Annotated in this window: 23 protein-coding genes and 1 pseudogene; 12 read left to right on the top strand and 12 right to left on the bottom strand. The window is 39.7% G+C overall.

Features of this window, described 5'->3' with window-relative positions; genetic code table 11:
- Positions 1 to 8: 8 nt before the first annotated feature.
- Positions 9 to 2,099, bottom strand: a complete 2,091-nt coding sequence (locus tag Q7674_RS03385) for a TonB-dependent siderophore receptor (protein ID WP_045065943.1) — start codon at positions 2,097 to 2,099, stop codon at positions 9 to 11.
- Between the two features lie 388 nt (positions 2,100 to 2,487).
- Here Q7674_RS03385 and Q7674_RS03380 point away from each other — a divergent pair, with 388 nt between their 5' ends.
- On the top strand, positions 2,488 to 2,919 hold the full coding sequence (locus tag Q7674_RS03380; RefSeq protein ID WP_008989402.1) for a hypothetical protein: 432 nt from the start codon (positions 2,488 to 2,490) through the stop codon (positions 2,917 to 2,919).
- A 115-nt stretch (positions 2,920 to 3,034) separates the two neighbouring features.
- Complete coding sequence (locus Q7674_RS03375) at positions 3,035 to 3,646, top strand: flavin reductase family protein (protein ID WP_023934387.1); 612 nt, start codon at positions 3,035 to 3,037, stop codon at positions 3,644 to 3,646.
- Positions 3,647 to 3,724: 78 nt separating this feature from the next.
- Here Q7674_RS03375 and Q7674_RS03370 read toward each other — a convergent pair whose 3' ends face one another.
- On the bottom strand, positions 3,725 to 3,973 hold the full coding sequence (locus Q7674_RS03370) for a DUF3297 family protein (protein WP_008989404.1): 249 nt from the start codon (positions 3,971 to 3,973) through the stop codon (positions 3,725 to 3,727).
- 324 nt (positions 3,974 to 4,297) lie between these two features.
- On the opposite strand from Q7674_RS03370, the gene Q7674_RS03365 reads away from it, so the two are divergent.
- Both Q7674_RS03365 and Q7674_RS03360 read left to right on the top strand, forming a co-directional pair.
- Positions 4,298 to 6,604 (top strand): methyl-accepting chemotaxis protein, encoded by a 2,307-nt coding sequence (locus Q7674_RS03365; RefSeq protein WP_045065945.1) that lies wholly within the window; start codon positions 4,298 to 4,300, stop codon positions 6,602 to 6,604.
- Positions 6,605 to 6,842: 238 nt separating this feature from the next.
- On the top strand, positions 6,843 to 7,223 hold the full coding sequence (locus tag Q7674_RS03360; protein WP_045065946.1) for a hypothetical protein: 381 nt from the start codon (positions 6,843 to 6,845) through the stop codon (positions 7,221 to 7,223).
- Positions 7,224 to 7,336: 113 nt separating this feature from the next.
- Here Q7674_RS03360 and Q7674_RS03355 read toward each other — a convergent pair whose 3' ends face one another.
- Positions 7,337 to 7,621, bottom strand: coding sequence for a hypothetical protein (locus Q7674_RS03355; protein WP_023934391.1), 285 nt, complete (start codon positions 7,619 to 7,621; stop codon positions 7,337 to 7,339).
- A gap of 486 nt (positions 7,622 to 8,107) precedes the next feature.
- On the opposite strand from Q7674_RS03355, the gene Q7674_RS03350 reads away from it, so the two are divergent.
- Complete coding sequence (locus Q7674_RS03350; protein WP_023934392.1) at positions 8,108 to 8,590, top strand: tetratricopeptide repeat protein; 483 nt, start codon at positions 8,108 to 8,110, stop codon at positions 8,588 to 8,590.
- A 295-nt stretch (positions 8,591 to 8,885) separates the two neighbouring features.
- On the top strand, positions 8,886 to 9,941 hold the full coding sequence (locus Q7674_RS03345) for an IS30 family transposase (RefSeq protein WP_305422560.1): 1,056 nt from the start codon (positions 8,886 to 8,888) through the stop codon (positions 9,939 to 9,941).
- A 97-nt stretch (positions 9,942 to 10,038) separates the two neighbouring features.
- Here the strand turns inward: Q7674_RS03345 and Q7674_RS03340 are convergent, their stop codons facing one another.
- The 4 genes from Q7674_RS03340 to Q7674_RS03325 all read right to left on the bottom strand — a co-directional run bounded on the left by Q7674_RS03340 (position 10,039) and on the right by Q7674_RS03325 (position 12,414).
- On the bottom strand, positions 10,039 to 10,242 hold the full coding sequence (locus Q7674_RS03340) for a DUF3955 domain-containing protein (RefSeq protein ID WP_080892229.1): 204 nt from the start codon (positions 10,240 to 10,242) through the stop codon (positions 10,039 to 10,041).
- Between the two features lie 179 nt (positions 10,243 to 10,421).
- Positions 10,422 to 10,922, bottom strand: a complete 501-nt coding sequence (locus Q7674_RS03335) for an opioid growth factor receptor-related protein (RefSeq protein WP_045064716.1) — start codon at positions 10,920 to 10,922, stop codon at positions 10,422 to 10,424.
- Between the two features lie 163 nt (positions 10,923 to 11,085).
- Entirely contained in the window at positions 11,086 to 11,583 is a 498-nt protein-coding gene (locus Q7674_RS03330; protein WP_305422558.1) for a hypothetical protein, read from the bottom strand.
- A gap of 120 nt (positions 11,584 to 11,703) precedes the next feature.
- The gene (locus Q7674_RS03325) at positions 11,704 to 12,414 is read right to left on the bottom strand and encodes a hypothetical protein (protein ID WP_162184327.1); all 711 of its coding nucleotides are present in this window, start codon (positions 12,412 to 12,414) and stop codon (positions 11,704 to 11,706) included.
- Between the two features lie 258 nt (positions 12,415 to 12,672).
- Here Q7674_RS03325 and Q7674_RS03320 point away from each other — a divergent pair, with 258 nt between their 5' ends.
- Positions 12,673 to 13,011 (top strand): hypothetical protein, encoded by a 339-nt coding sequence (locus Q7674_RS03320; RefSeq protein WP_045064719.1) that lies wholly within the window; start codon positions 12,673 to 12,675, stop codon positions 13,009 to 13,011.
- Positions 13,012 to 13,159: 148 nt separating this feature from the next.
- Here the strand turns inward: Q7674_RS03320 and Q7674_RS03315 are convergent, their stop codons facing one another.
- Entirely contained in the window at positions 13,160 to 14,128 is a 969-nt protein-coding gene (locus Q7674_RS03315; protein WP_045064721.1) for a nucleoside hydrolase, read from the bottom strand.
- A gap of 187 nt (positions 14,129 to 14,315) precedes the next feature.
- Between Q7674_RS03315 and Q7674_RS03310 the strand changes: the two genes are divergently transcribed.
- A complete protein-coding gene (locus Q7674_RS03310; protein WP_045064723.1) occupies positions 14,316 to 15,107 on the top strand; it encodes a nitroreductase family protein in 792 nt (263 codons plus the stop codon).
- A 442-nt stretch (positions 15,108 to 15,549) separates the two neighbouring features.
- Here Q7674_RS03310 and Q7674_RS03305 read toward each other — a convergent pair whose 3' ends face one another.
- Positions 15,550 to 16,014 (bottom strand): GyrI-like domain-containing protein, encoded by a 465-nt coding sequence (locus tag Q7674_RS03305; RefSeq protein ID WP_237156777.1) that lies wholly within the window; start codon positions 16,012 to 16,014, stop codon positions 15,550 to 15,552.
- 175 nt (positions 16,015 to 16,189) lie between these two features.
- On the opposite strand from Q7674_RS03305, the gene Q7674_RS03300 reads away from it, so the two are divergent.
- Positions 16,190 to 16,525: a hypothetical protein gene (locus tag Q7674_RS03300; protein ID WP_008989497.1), complete on the top strand. Its 336-nt coding sequence runs from the start codon at positions 16,190 to 16,192 to the stop codon at positions 16,523 to 16,525.
- A 120-nt stretch (positions 16,526 to 16,645) separates the two neighbouring features.
- Here the strand turns inward: Q7674_RS03300 and Q7674_RS03295 are convergent, their stop codons facing one another.
- The 3 genes and pseudogenes from Q7674_RS03295 to Q7674_RS03285 all read right to left on the bottom strand — a co-directional run bounded on the left by Q7674_RS03295 (position 16,646) and on the right by Q7674_RS03285 (position 18,589).
- Complete coding sequence (locus Q7674_RS03295; protein ID WP_008989498.1) at positions 16,646 to 17,062, bottom strand: MarR family winged helix-turn-helix transcriptional regulator; 417 nt, start codon at positions 17,060 to 17,062, stop codon at positions 16,646 to 16,648.
- Positions 17,025 to 17,982 (bottom strand): annotated as a pseudogene (gene dmeF / locus Q7674_RS03290) (CDF family Co(II)/Ni(II) efflux transporter DmeF). Before dmeF ends, Q7674_RS03295 begins: the two are co-directional and overlap by 38 nt.
- Before the next feature lie 160 nt (positions 17,983 to 18,142).
- Complete coding sequence (locus Q7674_RS03285) at positions 18,143 to 18,589, bottom strand: lipoprotein (RefSeq protein WP_045064726.1); 447 nt, start codon at positions 18,587 to 18,589, stop codon at positions 18,143 to 18,145.
- Positions 18,590 to 18,920: 331 nt separating this feature from the next.
- Here Q7674_RS03285 and Q7674_RS03280 point away from each other — a divergent pair, with 331 nt between their 5' ends.
- From Q7674_RS03280 to Q7674_RS03270, 3 genes are all read left to right on the top strand, one after another.
- A complete protein-coding gene (locus Q7674_RS03280; RefSeq protein WP_045064728.1) occupies positions 18,921 to 19,442 on the top strand; it encodes a hypothetical protein in 522 nt (173 codons plus the stop codon).
- A gap of 177 nt (positions 19,443 to 19,619) precedes the next feature.
- A complete protein-coding gene (locus Q7674_RS03275) occupies positions 19,620 to 20,156 on the top strand; it encodes a heme NO-binding domain-containing protein (RefSeq protein WP_045064730.1) in 537 nt (178 codons plus the stop codon).
- Positions 20,156 to 21,886, top strand: a complete 1,731-nt coding sequence (locus tag Q7674_RS03270) for an ATP-binding protein (protein WP_052679887.1) — start codon at positions 20,156 to 20,158, stop codon at positions 21,884 to 21,886. Before Q7674_RS03275 ends, Q7674_RS03270 begins: the two co-directional genes overlap by 1 nt.
- The last annotated feature ends 51 nt before the right edge of the window (positions 21,887 to 21,937 follow it).

The following is a 21,937-nucleotide window of genomic DNA, read 5'->3' as shown; positions in this document are numbered from 1 at the left end:
TTTACAAATTAGTATTTGAACTCAACGGTTGCCATAAAGTTACGGCCTTCGCCAAGTGTTACGCCTGTTGCACCAACATAGTCTTTACTTGTTGAACCGCCACCAGCCATGTAGTCAGTATCAAATACGTTCTCTACGTTAATACGGCCAATGATATCTAAGTTAGCATCGTACTTGTATGTGTGCGCCACACCTAAATCAACACGAGTGTAACCGTCTTTCTTAAAGGTATTTGCTGCATCACCATAACGTGAGCCTTCATAAATCACACCAAGGTTAACATCAGTTGCAGGTGTTATGTTGTAAGTAGACCAAACACTTGCTGCAAATTCTGGTACATCCGCAGGACGATTACCTTGGTATTTCTGATCTTTAGTGTATTCAGCATCAAGGTACATTGCAGATGCGCTCATGCTTAGCTTATCAGTTACGTTACCTTGTAACGCAAGTTCTGCACCATTGTGAACACGCTCGCCCGCTTGGGTTTTCTTATACAGATTCTTACCCACTTCAACGTCAATGGTTGAATTCTCTTGCGTGATGTTAAATACCGCCCCCGATACGAACAGACGATTATCTAGCAGTTCCCACTTAGTACCAAGCTCATATTGCTTACCACGTAGTGGATCAAGTTGTTCACCATCGTTCACGTAGTTTTTAGAACCTGATGATACTGTACCTTGAGGTTCAAAGCTTTCTGAGTACGCTAAGTAAATCGAGCCATTTTCAGCAGGATGGAAAATCGCTGCTACTTTTGGTGAAACCGCTTCTTCTGCCGCTTTGCCTTCCTGCGTTTGGCGGTCAAAACGTACGCCTGCTAACACCTGCCAGTAATCGTTAATCGTCACCATGTCTTGTGCATAGAAGCCCCAAGCATCATAAGACGAATTAGACACTTTTGGCTTACCCGCTTTAAATGTTGGTACTGGTGTTGATTGGTTTGGTGCTACTTCTACAGAGTTAAATGAACGTTGGAAACGATCGTAACTGTAACCTAGCCAGTTAGAGCCCACTAATAGCTGATGCTGCATACCTAGTGCATCAAACTCACCAACAAAATCTGCATAAGCGGTTTTAAATACCCAATGATCTTGACGATCATTACCACCTTGCTTCACTAAACCTGATTCTTCAAAGTTTGCAAAATTCGGGTAACTTTCCACATCGTGACGTTTAAAATCTTGGTAGTTAAAGCCTGTATTTAATGCCCACACATCGGTTAGCTGAGCTTTAACATCAAAGCCGTAGTTTTCAACTTCGTTGTTAATTTTTGACCACTGTGCATCCCACACATGATCACGACCTAATACAGGCTTACCATCAACAATGTAAGCACCTGAATCTACATTACCTTTATCATTTGTGCGATCGTAATGCAGTGACAATGTCACGTCATCGTTAATATCGTAATCAACAAATAGGCCGCCAACAAAACGATCGGTTGAAGGTGTAGAACCATCGCCGTATTTACGCCATGAGTCATAATCTTCTTTTGCAACAACAGCACGTGCACGTAGTGTTTCATCTTGGTTTAATGAACCACTTACATCTAACACACTACGAGTATGATTTTTTGAGCCAATATCTTGGCTAAAGTTTACTTGAGTTTCGTAAGTCGGTTTCTTCGCAACCATGTTAACTAGGCCACCCGGCGCAGATTTACCGTAAAGCAGACCAGCAGGACCTTTCATTACTTCAACACGCTCTAATAGCTCTACAGGCTGACGGTAATGTGACCAGTGTTGGTGACCATCACGTAGGAAACCACTGCTGCTACCTAGTTCAAAACCACGAAGCGAGAAACGCTCACGGTTACGACCAGTACCACCAGCTGAAATACTTGCATCATTCTGTAACACCTCACCCAGCGTACTTGCACGCTGCTCATCGATAAGTTGTTCATCAATCACTGCAACTTGCCCAGGAGTCTCTAATTGAGTCATCTCCATACGCATCGCTGTTGAGTTAGTATCTGCCTTGTAACCATAGTCACGACCCGTTACCACCATGTGCTCATCCGTTTCCATGGTTTGAGCATAAGTAACAGGTGCAGCAAGTACAGCACCAATTAACAGCGTCAGCTGGCTTTTAGAAAACATATTCCTTTAACTCCAAATAAACGTATAACCGAAAATAAACGCCATGTTTGATTTGCTGCTATCCCCTGTGTTAGCTAGTACAAGGTAATGTTTTTAATAATATCGAGAGCAAATCATGGCCTGCCGCTGATAAGTAAAAATACGCTTATCAGCAACGAGAAAGGAATATAAGTGATAATTATTACCATTTGCATTAAATTTACATTCTTTGCATTCGTAAAGATTTTGTCGGTGTTTGTAAAGATATGCAAAGATGAACTTGATGAATTTATCGCCACAACCACGAAGAACAAGCCCTTTATCCGTATTCGGTACTGTTTTTAACGAAGACATTTGTTATTAACAGTCGTATAATCTGCCCGTTTTTTTTCATTTCGCGGTATTTAATGTGACTCAACTAAGTCTTGAAGCTATTCACCAACAACTCAATGAACGCAACTTTATTGCTGAAAAAGTCCGTATTGTGACAGTAGAGGCAATGGACCCAGAAGTGCTGGCGACATGTACCACTACAGAAGATGAAACCTTCTATAACAGTTACATGAATGTGATTTATTGCAAAGGTGAGCGTTATGTTCTTGGCTATCGTTGTAATGAAGAAACTATCGTAGACCAAGCAATCATTTTCAAAGATGGCAAATACTACGATCCAACATTACAGGCAAACAGTGAAAATTTTGAACCATACCAGTACGCGGTGCTAGCAGAGTTTAAAGTTTTCGACATGATGAAACATGCCAAAACAAACAAAGATTTCCCGCCTGATGTGGATTACTTATTTACAAAGAAAAAGCACTTTAAGAACGTAATTAAAGCGTAATTTTTTCAAAAAGCCGACCTCGTGTCGGTTTTTTATTATCTACGAATAGATTGAGTTCAGCCATTACCAACGTAAAATGAATCCAAGGATGACTAACACTAAGGATAGATGTGCCATGAACTTGCAACTCAGCTCTCTTTCGTCAACTCAAATCTACCACTTGATGACCCAAACTATTATCCCGCGCCCTATCGCATGGGTACTGACAGATTCTGGTGAGCACAACTATAACCTTGCCCCTTTTTCCTATTTCACCCCAGTGGCAAGCAGTCCACCTCTATTAATGTTCTCTGTGGGTAAAAAGCCAAGTGGAGAAATCAAAGACACAACCCGTAATGTCATCGCAAATAAAAAGCTGGTGGTTCATATCGCAGACATTTCACTGGCAGAGCAAGTAACCCAAACCGCAGCAACATTAGATCATGGTGAATCTGAGGTTGAACAATCAAACTTAGCCTTAGTGCCTTTCGATGATTTTGATCTGCCAAGACTTAAAGATTGCCCTATCGCTTTTGGTTGCAGTTTGTATGAAGTAAAAGAGATTGGTGAAACGCCACAAAGCCTGATCTTCGCTGAAATTGAACAGGTTTACATTGATGAGACTGTGATTAATAGCGAACAAGAACGCCTAGTCATTGATGCATTAAAGGTAAATCCACTCTCACGTTTAGGCGGCAGTGAATACGCAGTATTAGAAAAGACATTTTCAGTGGCAAGGCCGAAGTAATACTCAAATTTACTTACTCCAAGAGCAAAAAAGCCTAGAGCAATACTCTAGGCTTTCAATTCTGTGTACATATCTACATTACTTGTAGAATGCTTCCACTTTACCTTTTAACGTGATTAGCATTGGCTGTCCACGACGGTCTAGTGCTTTAGGTGAAGGGATTTTTACCCAACCTTCGCTGATGCAGTACTCATCAACATCAAAACGCTCTTTGCCGTTTAGACGAATGCCGATGTCGTAGTTAAAACATTCTGCAACGTGGTGTGGGCTGCGAGGGTTACCTGAAAGACGATCTGGTAATGCTGGTTGTGATGTAGTATCTGTCATGATCAAATTCTATCGTTAGTAAAAAACGCCGCCATTGTAGAGAATTTCATTATCGCTAACAAGATAAATTCCCTACTCTTTCTAGGATATTCCCGCCAACACGATGCTTTATCTATCTGAAATATTAAAGAATTATGACAATTCATGGCTATAAGCATCACTAAATAACAACTAAACATAAAATATTTTCATCTTTATTCTGAAACAACTCGCAACTTATCGCCAAATAATGAAATCGATTACACATCCATTAGGATAATCCTTATTGGTATATAGAATGATATGAACACGGTTGAGTTAGGTACTTGAGGGAATAAGAAAACAATGAAAATAGCAAATAAGATCAGTCTTACTTTATCAGTCCTATGTGCTTGCTGTGTGGTGTTGTCAGGAATTTATATTGCTTGGAAAAGTGCAGCAATAAGCCAACAAGCACTTTATGACCGAGCGATTGAGCAGCTGATCTCAATCAGAGAAATTAAGAAAACAGAAATCGAAAATCACTTTAATACTACAGCTACCCTCATTGGTACCTTCTCATCCGATCCTAGTATTAAGCAAGCCATGCAGCGTTTTGATGCTGCCTTTAATAGCTATCCTAACCAAGATATCGCAATGGGCGATAAACAGGCTTTAATGCAATTTTATCAAGAACAATTTGCCGCCCTTTATCGTGACAAAAACAAAGAAGCAACAATCGGCAATATTTATGAGCAACTCAGTGATACCGCAGTGAGCCTACAGTCTCGCTATATCGCCAATAACAGCAACAAGTTAGGTCAAAAACATTTTCTTGATAATGACACACTAAATACTGACTACAATAAAACCCACCAAGTCTTCCATCCGGTACTTCGTCACTACCTAGAATCCTTTGGTTTTTATGACATTTTCCTGGTCGATAACCAAGGTAACGTGGTGTACAGCGTGTTTAAAGAAGTGGATTTTGCGACCAACCTGCAACAAGGCCCATTTAAAAATAGTGGCTTAGCCAATGCTTATCATGGCGCGCTTAAACTCTCCGACGGTGAAGTTACCTTAACCGACTTTAAGCCTTATACTCCCTCATTCGAGTTGCCGTCATCATTTCTCTCTACCCCTATTTTTGATAACCAGAAACGTCTTGGTTACATGATCATTCAAACCCCGATTGATGCGATCAACAACATCATGACCTTTGATCAAAACTGGAATAAAGCCGGGTTAGGTAAAAGCGGTGAGATTTATTTAGTAGGAATGGATTCTACCCTACGTAGCCAGTCCCGTTTCTTTATTGAAGATAAACAAGCCTATTTACAAACCCTTCAAGCGAATAATATTTCAAGTAATGTAATTGATAACATTAGTAAAAAAGATACCGCCATTGGCTTTCAGCCAGTAAATACCTCAAGTGTACAATTTGCCCGAGATGGCAAAACAGGTAGCCATGCCATCACTGATTATCGTGATATTGCTGTGCTTTCCGCTTACGCCCCAATCACCCTGTTGAATCAGCATTGGATGATCATCAGTGAAATCGATAAAGCAGAAGCCTTAGCAGATGTTAGCGCACTCAAAACCCAACTTTATAAAGCAGTCGCTATTTGTAGTGTATTACTGCTGTTGTTGGCTGCATTCTTATCCTACTTTATTGGAGAATCTATCGCTAAACCTATCAAGATATTATCGAAAAAGATCATTGCGATTAGTGATAATAAGAATCTCTCTGCACGCTTAACAATCCGCAATGGTGGCTCTGAAGTAAATGATCTATCCACCTCATTTAACCAATTCATTGCCACTCTTGAAGACTCATTTAATCAGTTTTCTCACGCTAGCCAAACACTAAAAAACCAATCTAGTACCATCTCAAACAACGCTGTCACTATGTCGCAATCAGCCAGTAAGCAAAGTGCTAACTGTGAAAACATTGCCGCAGCGGTTACTGAAATGACCACCTCAGTCAATGAGATTGCACGTTATACCGATAACGCTTCAACCCATGTGTTAGAAGCCAATAGCAAAAGCACTGTTTCAATTCAAAGCGCAGATCAACTAATGAATGACATCGATGGACTAATGGCACAAATGAATGAAGCTCTCACCATTATTAACCAGCTAAAAACGGAAAGTGAAGACATTGCCGATGTACTAAACGTCATTAATACCGTTGCCGAGAAAACTAACCTGCTTGCCTTAAATGCCGCGATTGAAGCTGCTCGAGCAGGCGAACATGGTCGTGGATTTGCCGTGGTTGCCGATGAAGTGCGAACTCTTGCTTCAATGACCAAAGATTCAACAGAAAACATCAAAGAGAAAATTGAACGTCTGCAAAATGAATCGAGCAAAGTTGCATTAAGTGTTGAGCAAGCCCACCAGCTACTCAATAACGGTGTCGAGAGCTGTCATATTAATAATCAACACCTTCACGACATTCACACCATGCTCAATGAGTTACAAAACATGAGTCAGGAAATCGCGCAAGCCACCAACGAGCAAGCCAATGTCACCAGTAATATCAGTGAATCTATGACGGTTATTGCAGAATCATCGTTATCAACTCATGAAAAGTCTCTGGAGATCAAAGCTGTTTCTGCTGAGCTAAAAACTCAATCTGAACAGATGGATAGTATCATCAAGCAATACTCATAACCCAAGCAAATAAGAAGCATATTCGCTACAAAACAAAAGAGTTAGCCACTCACAAAGCTATCTTTCGTGAAAAGCTATTGCTAGATAAAGCTAACTCTTTTGTCTTAAATTTAAATAACGCCACCGTTACCTAAACGAGCATTTGACTAACTAAAGCCACAAGCAATAGGATATAGATCCTTATGACGATACAATCTTGTTATAAGCTGTATTCCCTTGATGAAAAAGAGCAATGCTTATGTCTAATGTCGTTCAGTTCTCTCAGTTTAGTGGTAGCAAGAAACAAAATGTGACTCCAACTAACGCCACACCAAGCCCTAAAGCATTAAGGGAACAAGCCGCATTACAGCAAGACAATCACTGTTATTTTTGCGGAACACGTAAAGACAGCAAAGATCTAAACTGGCTCAATAAAGGAGGCTTTAAACAAAAATCACATGTGATTTGTGGTACGTGTAGTGCAGAAGCGAAAACACGCTCGATGGATGAACTGCGCATTATTCTTGCCCTAAAAGCCATGGATTTTAGAACCATTAAGCTCAAGCAATACCAAGAACTTCGAGAAAAAGGCGTGCATATTGATGGTGTGCGTGATTACAAATTCTATTTTGAAATTTGATATAAGTATCCGTGCTCAAATTCATTCTTAGCTTTGGGTTTTCTTTGTCGGCCTAGTTTCTATTCCACTTTCTTATGGCGTTGAATCATTACTAGGCTCTTTGAACACAGTGTTTATATATGTTTATCAAATTTAGCGATATGGCGTTTATACTTTCTCTCTCGCCACCACCATATGCAACTACAAGTAATTGCACCAACCACCGCCCCAAAACCTTTGCTTAATATATCGATGGTTTGTACCCAACCCCAAGGCGTTTCAGATATGAACATTGGCTCAATACTCCACCATATCATCATTCCCACAATAACAGGTGTCGCAGTACGGACAACGAATCTAAGCCTTCCCTTTTTACGTTCTTGCTTCCACTTAGATAACTCGATATCCGGATCCTTCATTATCTTCTCCTTCAGCATCAGATTTAAATAGCGAGCGTTGATGAGATTATCAAATCGGTCTTTTATTCGTAGGAGTAAAGCTTGGAATGGCTCGCCCTTGCTCCCTGTTATGTAGTCTACGAAATGTTATGTGCACCAAACGAGCAAACACACCACGATACATATTAAACTGCTTTCGAATACCCACAATTTCATCATGTGAGATAGTTAACTTACTAATTTTTTTATAATCCTGTCCTCTAAATACTATTTAGCCTTAACAAATATTTTGTTTAATTCACTTATTAGAGCAACAAGCGAAAAATGAAAATGATAGTTATTCAGTTAATTTCTACTTTATATACTCCAGTACCTATCTCATTTATTAAAAAATTTAAAATTTTCGCAATAAAGTGACAACTTTGCCGTTCATATAGGAAAGACATCATTGATCGCTGTTGTATCAGGCTGTCAATCATCATATTTAAATACACAAAAAGGCTAACGATGAGATATTTCAAATTTGTTGTTGCTTCTATCGCTCTCACTTTAACTATTCAGGGTGGATATTCACCTAAGATTGATCAAAAAGAAGATGAACCTTGGTTTTATACACATAAAACAAAAAATGATGGACTACTCAGTAATGTTACGGCAATTGATATAAACAATGAAGATGTGTCTCAAGCAGTTATTTGGTATAAGAAAAGAGCTATTAAAGGTAACGCAGGTGCTCAAAACAACCTTGGTCTGATTTACGCCAATGGCATAGAAGTACTTCAAGATTACAAACGTGCCGTTAAGTGGTATCGCAAAGGTGCCGAGCAAGGATACTCTCTTGCTCAAAACAACCTTGCTACGATGTACTTAGAAGGAAAAGGTGTTAGCCAAAACTACAAATTAGCGAAAAAATGGTTCCACAAAGCTGCTAAACAAGGAAACTTAGATGCTCAACGTAGTCTTATGTTTATATTTGGCGAAAAGATATGAAGCTTTCAATATTTCCCCTGTAAACAAGAACGTTAAAATTATTGGTTAAAACCAAAGATAACACTCGACTTCTTTTTGACATCACCCTTTATGATATTTCCGATATTTACTTATATAAGGTGGCTCGGGCTTGTCCAACACTTCAGATAGGTGTCGGCTGCGCGACACATATCGTTATTTGTTAGTTACACCCGATTTCAGATAATAAGTGCGACACTTATGGAAAGGCGTAGAAGAGGAAGCCAACTGCTGAAAGTGGTACGCCCTTCTCGCCAAAGAAACAAGCAGTACTACCATGAGTTATCAGCAGTTGACCGAGGGGAAAAGGTACCAGATTTCTACCCTTTTGGAGCTGGGAATTTCAATCTCTGAAATTGCCCTAAAAGTGAAGTGCCATGGTGCAACGGTTTATCGTGAGTTAAAAAGAAACCGAATACATAACCAATATTGCCCCAAGCACGCTCACGCGTCTTCTGTTAGCAGGCGTAAGACTGCTCATAAGTACCGGATACCCGTTGAGCGTATTGAATTTGTTCGTCTATTAATCAGCATAGATTGGAGTCCTGAGCAGATTGCGAGTGTTCTAACTAAAGCAGGAGCATCAATCTGCCAAGAATGGATTTATCGCTATATTGCTCAAGACAAACGTCAAGGTGGCAAGCTCTATCACCACTTGAGGCAAGGACATAAACGATATCGTAAAGGGCTGAAAGAGAAGGCTCTAACGATTAAAAATGCAGTATCGATTGATGAGCGGCCATCGATTGTCGATAACCGAGAACGGTTTGGAGACTGGGAAATCGACACAGTATTAGGCAAACACGACATCGGCGCAATCGTCACCTTAGGCTATGCACTAAACCCTGATGGTTCGATGCATCCCATCTTAGTTGAACGTCTTGAAACAACCCTTGCTATGGCAAAAGCCAACCCTGATGCGTTAATCGTATTAACAGGTGGTGTACCAATGAACCATAAAACCGAAGGTAAGCTAATGGCGGATTGGCTTATTGAAAAAGGTATTAATAAAAATCGTATTATTGAAGAGAACTACGCCACCAGCACCGTTGATAATGCCCTATTCAGTAGCTATGCATTAGCACGTCATCATATTAAACACGCCACTATTATTAGCTCTGCAAGTCATGTTCGTCGTGGTCAAACTCTGTTTGAAATCGCAAGTTGGCAGACAGGCCCACAAAACATCACCTTTGATACGGTAAGTTACCCAGATAAACCACTTAAAGAATTAGCAACACCGAACGATGGTGAATTGTTAGGTATTTACCGTGATGCGCTACGTACTTACGGCATGTGGAGTTACCGTTCATATCCGTTGGAGTCACGATAAAGTTTAAAACCCACTCCATTTGATTACTAAATGATAATAAAAAAGCGATGCTGTAGAGATACAGCATCGCTTTTTTATTTAAGTCTTATACCTTATCTCATTTTCTATGTTTTACGGCGGTATAAATCAAACTCACGAATGCCAATAATTGAAACAGCCAAAACAGAGGAATAAAACCAAATGATTCAATTAACACACCATTATCATCGACATAAGAACCTTTATAGGCGTATATAGCCAGACATCCCCACCCAAGAAGACTCAAGAGGATAGTTACTCTATATCTACTTATTAACGTCATCTGAGCCTACTTCTATATACTCACTCAAGCGAAACTAAATGTGGATTATGCATACCTTATCCAATCTACTCTAAAAAGTATGCTAACTCAGTTCCGAAAGAATCGTTTGGTGATAATAGTAAATTAGCTAAGCCGCTTTTTCTATTTGGGGAAAAGTAAGAGTAGCGCTTTGTGTTTCCCTAATCCTTTACCGCGTTACGCCAAAACTCCACCGTTTTATCTGAAACCATGCCTGTTTCATTAGCTGCGGTAACTAGAAAATTACATAGGTTAGCCGCCACCTGACCATTGCCTAGTAAATACAAACTTCGAATAGCTCGAGTCAAGCGAAGTTGGTTATGATCATGACGTTTAAGCCATACATGGTTAGCAGGACTGAATTCGAACATTGAGGATATTTCACACCCATCACGCTGCAAACCCCAAAACTCAAGCATAAGGTCAAGTGCTCTTAAGTGAGCTGCACGCAGATCTTCTGAATTAGCAAAAGCCTCTCGGTCCGCTTGAGTTACCAAAGGAGCATGTTGATTGAACTTAGTGCCCTCATCTATCGGGAAAAGAACTTGAATGTATTTATGATCATACTCTAGCCAGAAATGACTGTATGCTAGCAACTGCTCTATATTTCGACCCAATTTATCAGGAGTTTTGCCAGATATGAAGCTAGCAATTTCACTCATTTTAAAATCCTGCTTACTGTAATTTTATCTTGGTACATTAGTGCCACATTAAGGTGATGTAAACCCTCACCACATAACCCAATTTGAGCGCTGTAAACACTGAACTAAGCCCAAACCAAAATGCCAAGCGTGGGGAATCATTCTTAAATTGTTATCCACGAACTCACAGAAAATGCAGATACTTCATTTTGAAAATATTTGTCCAGTCGTTGGGATCTTTTCCAAACATTTCTAGCGCCTGGTCAAAACCTTTACGATCTTCAATTCTTTCGCCTATCGCTAACTGGCTTTGATATTTTATAAAAGCATCATCACTTAATTTATTATAGTTTTCCTCTTCATCTCTGATTTTTTCCCTTTTAGCACATAGGGAAAGCTTTGCGTACATTTTATGAAGCGCTAAATTGAAAAACGCATCCCGAATTTCTACACATTTGTGAGAAAATATTGATTCATTGTGACTTTTCAAGTTTGGGACAATTACTTTTTTACAGTAAGCTTCTACTTCCGAATACCTTCCAGCTTTTTGAAAGTATGGAATGACTTTGAGTAAGTCATCTCTACTAGCTTCACCTTGTGAATAGAATGAATCTAGCACGTCAATAGCCTCGTTGAATCGTTGCTCTTTAGCTAGCGCACTCGCTGCCTTTATATTACCCATGTTTTATTTTCCTACTAGTGCATAACGCCCAACATAGGCTGCGCGACGATAAGCAAACCAACTTGCACTACCCCAAATTCCTAGTAAAACACTTCAACTTGATGTTTTGCTATAATTTTTCTATCTACGGAACATATTTAATACGCTTTCAAAGTCACGAACACACGTGCCATTAGATGTGCAAGAGGCATTCATCGATTTAGCTGACTCACTAACAATCCAACTGGATTGTGCATTTGGTGTTTGTGTTGTATAAAAGTCATACAACGCATCATGACCATATTTATCTTCAATTTCAGAGATAACAGCCATAATATGGTGATAAACGACCTTGCCGAAACTCAGTGCTTCTTCTGTAGATGGTATGTAACCCTTATGAATTACTTTATTCCTAAACCCACGATCATCGCTGGATAGCTCAGGAGGTAAATCATTAAAAGCAAGTATGTATAGGTATGAGAAAGCACCTAACTGTCGCTCTGATTGATTTGAGACCAACTTCCATGCGTTATCAACCAAATCGCTGTCGATGCTGCTAACTTTCATTTGGAATTTAATAAAGAATTCGTAGAATCGTTCAAGAGAAGATGCAAACGATGATACAGCCTCACGCATATAACCATCGTTTAACGCATTCATTCCAACATCAAAAAGTACTTCATATTTTGCTGCATCTAATACAACGGCATACTCATGATTCTTTTTACATTTGAAATAGTGAACACCACTATCATGAATCATGTGAGGAGCTACTTTAAAACTTAATACTTCTGCACCAGTACTGTCGAAAGCTTCATTCATGCAATACGGGCAAATATGTTGAATTCTCACCTAAACCTCACAATAAATTTATAGTTTCTCATTAATAAGCATTATTATTTTTATGCAAAAAATACCCCTAAACCTCCACGATCATAATCAATTTAACTCAGAAGTATCATGAGCTTGGTTGCATTATTTTGTTTCAAAGTGTTTATTGGAAATGTAGAAAGAATTGTATTCCAGTCTGTCTAATGAATATCCAGAAATAGCATAGAATTAGTGTTTGAAAATGATAGAATCCTCACATCAGAACTACCGAGAAAATCTATGTTTATCCATCGTGTTAACGACATCGACTGGCTGGTGATTACAGCTTTTGAAGAATTTAAAACTATGTTTATCGAAGAAGCAGGTGCTATTCCCTCTTGCTTCTCAACCACCAGCGAGTTGAGCCTGATTGATCAAGCAAAACGTACTTATGGATATTTGCCGACACTCAGCGGCGTAATTACCGATACAGGCACGTTTCAAAGTCCAAATAACAAGGAAGATTTAAACCCACAACTTGCTTGCATAGTTGAAGGGCGTGGTCGTGTGTTTATTTATCACGGTGGCTTTGTGGCGTTTGTGGATGACGAGCAAACCTTGATTACCCGAATAAACTAATATTATTCAGATAGTTGAAACAATACGAGTTCTTTGAGTATCGCTACACTCTTGCAGGGTAATTATATATACCTAAGTAACTTCAAGATGCTTGGGTATAAGGATTGTCCTGCCGCGCCTTTCGTTACATCTGCGACAGGAAGCCATTTTACTGCTGTGAATACTGTACTAATGTCTCTCTGTAGAGTGAGAGTAGCGTTTTATTATCTACTTCAACGCCAACCTGTTGTGCCGGAAATAAACGCCATTCATCATTCATATAATTACGTTGATCCACTTTCTGAATAGTCATCCCTTCCGCTGGTCCATCTGTAACAACCCTTATCGGACCACGACGAGTTTTAAAAAGAGAGGGTTGGATAACATAAGCAATGGCTGATGGATCATGAACATGACAACCATCCATTCCTACTTTTTCAGAATAGAACTTTAAGTAGTAACGGCTGATGTCCCAGATGAATTGCCCTACCTCGCCAGCATCATCTCGTAACTCATCAAGGTATTCGCTGGTAAAAAAGCTCTCTTCCGTCACATCGAGCCCAATAATGACGACTGGCCATGATGCGGTAAACACCTTATCGGCAGCATGAGGATCATCATGAATATTCGCTTCTGCAAAGGGTGTTACATTTCCTCTGTGATCATTTTCACCAAACGCACCACCCATAACGACCACTTCTTTTACCAAATCGACAATGTCAGGTGCAGCTTTAAGTGCAAGAGCGAGATTAGTTAGAGGACCGACAGCCACAAGAGTGATCTCGCCAGGGTTTGCTCGAACACTGTCAATAATGAACTGATGAGCAGGCTTTTCAATTGCTTTAGTATCTAGTGAATGGGGTGCTGTTACATCACCTAAGCCTGCTTCACCATGCACCACAACTGTTGCTCCAACGGGATCTCTGATTAAGGGCTTATCCGTACCTTTCGCGACGAGTGCCTCCATACTAAATCTCTGCTTCAAATAGAGCGCATTGTGCATGCCATTGTCTATCGTCGCATTACCATAAACGGTAGTGATCCCTATCAGGTCAATATCTGGATGCGCTTCTGCAAATAGGATTGCCATTGTATCATCGATGCCTGGATCTGTATCTAGGATGATTTTCTTTGCCATCTCAGCCTCCAATCAAATAACTGAAAGCAATAAACAATACCTTTAAAGGATACATATAAAAGTGACTTTAATCTCATGGTGAGGTTATAACCTATCGTTTTTTCACACATGAACTTACTTGCTTAACAATTCAATAACAGGTAGAAATATGCACAGCTATTTTCTTACTGAGTAGGTTATTTACAGCATGATTGATACCCCTGAAAAAGAACGCACTGTGTCTGAACCGCAAGTCACATCACCGTTAGCAACAGCATCCGCAGCTGATCACTATGCTGAGCTAGTGCATAGTCGTCGTTCAGTACGTAAATATGATGCCAAGGCGGATTTTGACCATGATGTGGTACAACGATCATTAGAATTAGCAACGCTGTCGCCAAATAGCTCCAACATGCAATTGTGGCAATTCCACCGTGTGGTAAGCGACAATAAGCGTGAACAACTCGCACAATTATGTATGGGGCAAAACGCGGCAAAAACAGCCCGTGAGTTAATTGTGATCACCACTACGCCATATAAGTGGAAAGAACGTGCTAAACGTAATGCTACACAAATTCGTGAGGCGTTTGCAGGTCGTGAAGATGCAACATCTAAACGTGCTGTGAAGTATTATGAAAAGCTGATCCCGTTTGTTTACCGTAATGATCGTTTTGGCATTATGGGCGCTATTCGTAAGGTGCTTGTGGCGTATTTAGGGCGTAAAAAGCCGATGGTACGTGAAGTGAGCAAAGCCGATTTACGTGTGTGTTTACATAAAAGCACATCCCTTGCGGCAATGACCTTTATGACGGCGATGCGCGCTGAAGGTTACGATACCTGCCCAATGGAAGGTTTTGATTCTAAGCGTGTTAAGCAACTGCTTGATTTAAAACCTAAAGATGAAATCACGATGATTATTGGTTGTGGCCCTCGTGCTGAAGACGGCATTTATGGCGACCGCCATCGTGTAGACAACAGCGAAGTGATTATTAAGCACTGATCCCTTGCCTAACAATATGGCGGAACGAATAAGTCTTCCGCCAGTTCTCCCCACCTTTTGCTTCCTCACCACAATGATAACTAGCTACTTACCGCAATAAATACCACCTACTGGCATAGGAATACATATTGGCGATCCCTTATGTGGGGTTAAGCTACAAGCCGACAGAAATAAGCAAGGTATAAGTAGTAATAGTTTCATGGTTAATGCGCGCTTTTTGTAATTGAATGGTGTTTTATCTAAAACTACTTCATTTAAAAAGCACTTGAATATAGCGCATAAACATCTTGTTACAGTTACGCGCTAATTCAATCTGCAAGTCAGCCTAGGTACAGAAAACAGAGACATCAACTGACGTTTTCCATTTAAATAGCGTAAGATCGATACCTTATAAACAAAAATGTTGGCTGTTGTGATTTAAGCTTTGTGTTTCTATTAATCGCTATTTTAATGCGATAAACACACTGACTTGGTTCGTACTCTGATAGTATTCAAAGTCCGTGGTATACGCTCTGCTATGCTTGCAGTCTTGCGAACTAAAGTATGCCCAAGCAGTTTGCCATGCACGAATAATCGCATCGGGGAACTCACCTTCGGCATCAAACTTTAAATATTCGCCTGCGACGACATCAATGGATTGCAATTTTCTCTTAGCTGATGCTATCTCAGTAGAGCCCATTAGTAGATCATAAAAACCATTCACATCAGACTCATAATTTGTATAAACGCTGTAAGCTCTGGCGTCTGATAGGTAATCAATCTCTATATTAGAATCAACAAGTTGAACATGTTTAGGGATATTGGCCGTTTCAGGGTTCATTTCAAGAGAGTTTGCTGTTCGCAGAGTGAGTCCGTAAACCGTAAACGTTTCTATTTGTACTTTTTCCATTACATTGTTCCACTTCATTAACGCTTTCCAATTATCGACCCTAACGTTTTGAAGCCGATAAGCAAAGAGAGAAAAACTCATTCGTTATTTATAAGCAGTGAACTCAATCGCATTTATGCTTTTTCATCACATATAATAAGCATTTGATTGCGTATTATTGAAAGAGATTTATCTATTAAAAGGAGCTTGGATAATGTCTTGTTTAAATACGCACACTCACAAAGATCATACTCATGGCCCTGATTGTGGTCACACTGCGATTCGTCATAATGATCATGTGGATTATTTAGTTGAAGGTAAATTACACCACCCTCACGGTGAACACTGCGATGAGCATGTTCTTGCAGTTGATAGCAATAACCCTAATGAGTGTAATCCTGTACATGTTTGTGGCGATCACGTTCATGGGCCAAACTGTGGACATGAAGCAATTCAACACGGTGATCACATTGATTACATCGTAAATGGTAGGTTACATCATCAACATGGCGATCACTGTGATGATCATGGCCCTGTTGAGTTAGTATAAAGTTCGATATTTTAGATGAGAAAGTTGCCAACAATGTCTTATAACCGTTGGCAACTTTTTGAAAAATATCACTATGAATAACCAACTCACATAAAGCAGTAAGTTGTTTTAAAACTATGGTTAAAACTCTTTATTCATCTTTTCAATGCACGAAATTAATATCTCTTCATGCTCAGGCTCTATGTGCATGGTTAGATCATTCACTAAATCAAGGTGCAATTGATTGTGCTTAACATGAATGGCTTGTCCTGCTTCTGTCAAAGTAACAACAATCGCACGGCGATCCGTTGGATGAGCACAACGTTCAATCAAGTTCGCTTTCACTAATTTCTCAATTTGAACGGTTAATGTACCTGTTGTGATCCCCAATTTATCGGCTAGCTCTTTCATCCTTAGCGGGCCTTGAACGCCTAAAACTTCAATCGTATGAACTTGCGCTAAGGTGTAACCTGTTTCTTTAACAACAGATTGCTCCCATGATGACATTTTGTCATAAAATTCAGTTATTAATTGGTTTAGGCGTTCTATATTTTTCATGATTATGATTAATGTACTTCTAAAGTAAGATGGCTAATCTTATCAAATTTTGACAAGATTTGTTTATAATCATCGACGATGAAGTCTTTGGTTGACTGAAGTGTTATCGCCGCAGAATAGTGATTACCACTCACTTTCCAGATATGTAAATCCATAACCTTTGCATAAGGTGACAATGCATCATGGATGGATTTTCTATAGTCTGAATCAATGTTCTCATCTAACAATATTGGTGTTGTTTGCTTCATTAAATTCATTGTCCATTTAATGATCACGCACCCACCAACAATACCCATGACTGCATCCATCCAATCCCAGCCGTAATATTTTCCGAACAATAGCGCAATAATGGCAAGTAAAGAGGTCAAGGTATCAGCAAGCACGTGTAAATATGCGGCTCTTAAATTGTGATCGTGATGATGATGCCCATGACTGTGACCGTGATGATCGTGGTCGTGGCTATGGTCGTGAGAATGACCGTGCCCGTTAAGTAAGAATATGCTGGCTAAATTTACGGTTAAGCCAATACACGCAACAATTATTGCTTCATTAAATTGAATCATGTATGGGTTAAATAAACGATGGATGGATTCTGCAATCATTAACACCGCTACAATGCCTAATACGATTGCACTGGTATATCCGCCTAACACGCTAACCTTGCCAGTACCAAAGGAAAAACGGTCATTATTACTGTGTTTTCTTGCGTAGCGGTAAGCAAATAACGTGATACAAAATGCAGCGGCATGGGTTCCCATATGCCACCCATCAGCTAATAGTGCCATGGAACCATAGACTGTCCCTGCTACGATTTCGATAAGCATTGTTGTTAGAGTCAGCAAGAGCACATAAAACGTCCCTTTTTCTCCCTGCTGATCATGAGATGAAAAATCATGATCGTGTTGTAGTTCGAACTTCATAAATCCTCCATTTAGTTTGATTATCAAATTATTTGAGTGGAAATTTAGTTTGATCATCAAACAATGTCAATGGCGGCTATCAATAAATCTCAGATATAAAAAAACGTGCCGTTACGAGTACGGCACGTTTCTTTGGATTTATAACAATAATTACTTACGTTTATTTCCAGTTAGGATTCTGTAGTAATGCTTGCTGTAGTAAGCCTTTCATATCGTCACTTGGGTTACCAATGTATTGGTATGTTGCGTACTCGCTTGGCTTAGTGATTGCGCCATCTGTGTCTTTCACGTGCACAACCATTGAATACTCTTTTTTGTCTTTACCTGTTAGCGTGATCATAAAATCACCCGCACAGTTATGTGGCTTACAGTAAGACATCGCTTTGTATGACTCATCACCCACTACGATATTGTTCAGTGGTGCTGTTACTTTATCGCCAGAAATCCATTCTGGCAGCTTTTGCGCTTCCGTTGCTTGCGTTTTCTCTGCTGTTACTGTTTGCGTTGCCGCTGGTTCTGCTTGTTTTTGTTGTTGTGCCTCAGGTGCTTTATCGTTACAGCCAGCCAGTAGTAGAACAACAGAAGTCGCTAATAATAATTTTTTCATTTTTCATTCCTAGATTAATGTACCGCATCATTTCCCCTAGCCACGGTACAAACACTTATACCCAAGTAACTTCAAGACGCTTGGGTATATACTCAAGTCACGTCGCCACTTGAAAATAATAAGATAGCGCTATTTCTAGTCACTTGTGCATCTAACCTTATCTGATATAGAAGCAAAAAGTATCTGGAATTGGTCAAATCTTGCTTAACAAACAAAATACTGACACCTCACTTACATTAATGTTTGTTTTTTACCCACTTACTTGATTTTACGTACCTTCTCTAGCGTATTTAGGTTAAGGTGTAAGTAGTTAAATAAAAGAAGCGAATCTATGCTAGTTATTACAGAAAAACTGATTACTTTAAAAAATGCTTGGATGGCAAGCCATATTACTGATGCTGAATTTCCAACACCGTTAAGTGAGAAGGGATTAAATCTGTATCAACTGTCCCAATCCGAGTTAACCAAGCACACTGTCGACACTCCTGTTACTTGTTCAGATCCTTCCCTGTCTTTTTATCCTGTAGATTGCCATCCTCTTACTATCCGCTATTCTTTAGTTCGTGCATCCCAATGGGAAAATGAGCAAGAAAAAGAAGCAGTTATTGAGTATTTAACTCAAATTATGTTTGAACCGGATGCAGAAGCGACGCTCTATGTGGGTTTCTTTAAAGGTAAACCTGCAGCTTGTGGCATGATCTTTAATCATTTAGAAGATGGCGCGCATCATAGCCTTGTTTCTGATATTTTCGCCCTGCCATTACCAAATCAAGATCAGCTAATGACTGATATGGAAAACTACTTGCTTCATACCGCTCAGCAAGCCTCTGACACGGTTACTCTGAAAAAATAATCTCTTAATACCAAAGCGACTTGGGTATATAACGAAGCTTGAAAATCAGGCTTCGTTTTTATATCTATATCTAACAACTAACTCATTGTTTTTGACGAAACTTCATTCTCTGCCATACTGAATAATGCTCAATATATTCAGCTAAATATACATATATTTGATTATCTGGTGGCATGTATGAAAGGAATCATCTTTACTGAATTTATCGATATTGTCGAAAACACATTCGATCTTGAAGTGTGCCAATCTATGCTCGATAAGGCAGGAGATTCTGGTGCGTATACTTCGGTTGGTAGTTATGAACACCAACGCTTAGTTAAGTTAATTATCAGCTTAAGTAAAGTCACAGGCGTTCCTGCCGAGCAATTACAGCAGACTTTTGGTCGTGCCGTATTCCCCCGTTTATTGCAACTTCTACCCAACTATCATTTTGTTGATTCTAATACGTTTGATTTTATCCGTAGTGTTGAAGCTTATATCCATCAGGAAGTCAAAAAGCTCTACCCTGATACCACTCCTCCACGTTTTGAATTTGCCAATGAAACAGAAACCACAATGACGATGGATTACCATTCCGCTCGTTGTATGGGCTATGTTTGTCTTGGTCTGCTGGAAGGTTGTGCGGATTATTTTAATCAAGCTCTTGAAATTACGTTAGAGCCAACAGATCAGAAAGATCATGTCCGCTTTCATTTATTGTTGAGTGATAATTGATGATTGATCATGAAAAGCACATTGAATTATTACAACGTAAACTCGATCGAGAACATGAAGCAAGATTGGTCGCTGAGAAGCTGTTAGAGGCTAAAAGTCACGAGCTTTATAATACTAATCAGATGCTTAATGATTCTTTAGAGAAGTTAAAGCTGCAAGCGAAATTCGATTCTGAATTGTTAGCCTATCAAAACAGAATGGAGAACTTGCTGCTAATCAACGCGCGTCTGTTTTTAAAAGAAAGTGCAACTCATGAAAACATTCAGCAATTGTTAGACAGCTTGATCGATGGAAATTACGTCACTGGATGTTATCTCGCTGTCTACCCTACCGATAAAATCAATATTTCAGGTAAATACAGTAGCGGGCGTATGCAAGAATGGTCGCCCCCTGCCACTCTTAATACGACGGATATTTACTGGGAACCTGATAAACATGTTCTATGGCATAACATCAATACACATTCCGGTTGTGTGGGTATATTTGCAGTCAGGATCGTATGCTCGGAAGATAGGCTCAATGCAATTCAAAAACAGATGGCACTGTTTTGTGAATTACTCCGCTCTGCCATTGGACGGTTAATTACTTTTCATCAAGCCATTAATGCCAAAAAACGGGCAGAAGAATCTGAGCAGTCTACCCGTGATTTTCTTGCCATGATCAACCATGAATTACGTACCCCGCTAAACGGCTTATTAGGCTCAGCTGAGCTATTACACGATACCTCTCTTGATACTCATCAATTAAAACTATTAACGACACTTAATCACTCTGGCGAGCTACTAAGGGCAATCATTAATGATTTGCTCGATTACAGTAAAATTAACGCTGGTATGTTGGAGTTAATTGAAAAACCGTTCGATAGTCATTTACTTGCGACTAAACTCGAAGATATTTTTACCCATAAAGCCAATGAGAAACGGCTCGATTTCAATATTTACTATGCGCCAGACTTACCTACTGCTTTGATTGGTGATGAAGATAGGATCAAACAAATCTTCGTTAATTTAATTTCAAATGCGATTAAGTTTACTAGCGATGGTTTTGTGCATGCAAAACTATGGTGGGAAGATCAAAAGCTACAATTTTCTGTCAGAGACAGCGGTTGTGGCATTGATCAAGCGGATCAACACAAACTGTTTAAACCGTTTAGCCAAGTTGATATCACCAGTAAACGTAGTCATGAAGGTACTGGATTAGGTCTGGTGATCTGTAAACAGCTTTGCGAACAAATGGGTGGTTCTATTCGAGTCGAAAGCTCGCTTGGCCGTGGCGCATGTTTTCAAATTTCACTGCCTTTAACGATAAGTAATACCGCCAATGTAAACTCTGAAATAAAACGTCCACAGCAGGTACCGATCAAGCATTTAAAAGTGCTTGTGGTTGAGGATTTAAAAACCAATCAGATGATCATTCAACTGATGCTTAATAAAATCCAAATCAATCCAGTTATTGTCGATAACGGTCAGCAAGCTATTGAGATCTTAGAAGCAGAATCGTTTGATATTGTGCTTATGGACTGCCGAATGCCCGTTATGGACGGTTATACAGCCACGAAAGAGCTGCGCAAAAATAGCTATGATAAGCCGATCATTGCTTTAACCGCAGGCACAACAAGTGCTGAACGTGATGCCTGCATTAATGCTGGTATGAATGATATTTTATGTAAGCCCTACCTTGCCTCTGAACTTCATGACATTCTGACAATTTGGGGCACTCCCACCGAGTAAATAATGAAAATACAAACCGATAACAAAAAAGGCCACCGAAGTGACCTTTTC

The organism is Photobacterium leiognathi, from assembly GCF_030685535.1.
GTDB lineage: Bacteria > Pseudomonadota > Gammaproteobacteria > Enterobacterales > Vibrionaceae > Photobacterium > Photobacterium leiognathi.
Note: the sequence above shows the minus strand (reverse complement) of the source record. Positions and strands in the feature narration are given on the sequence as shown.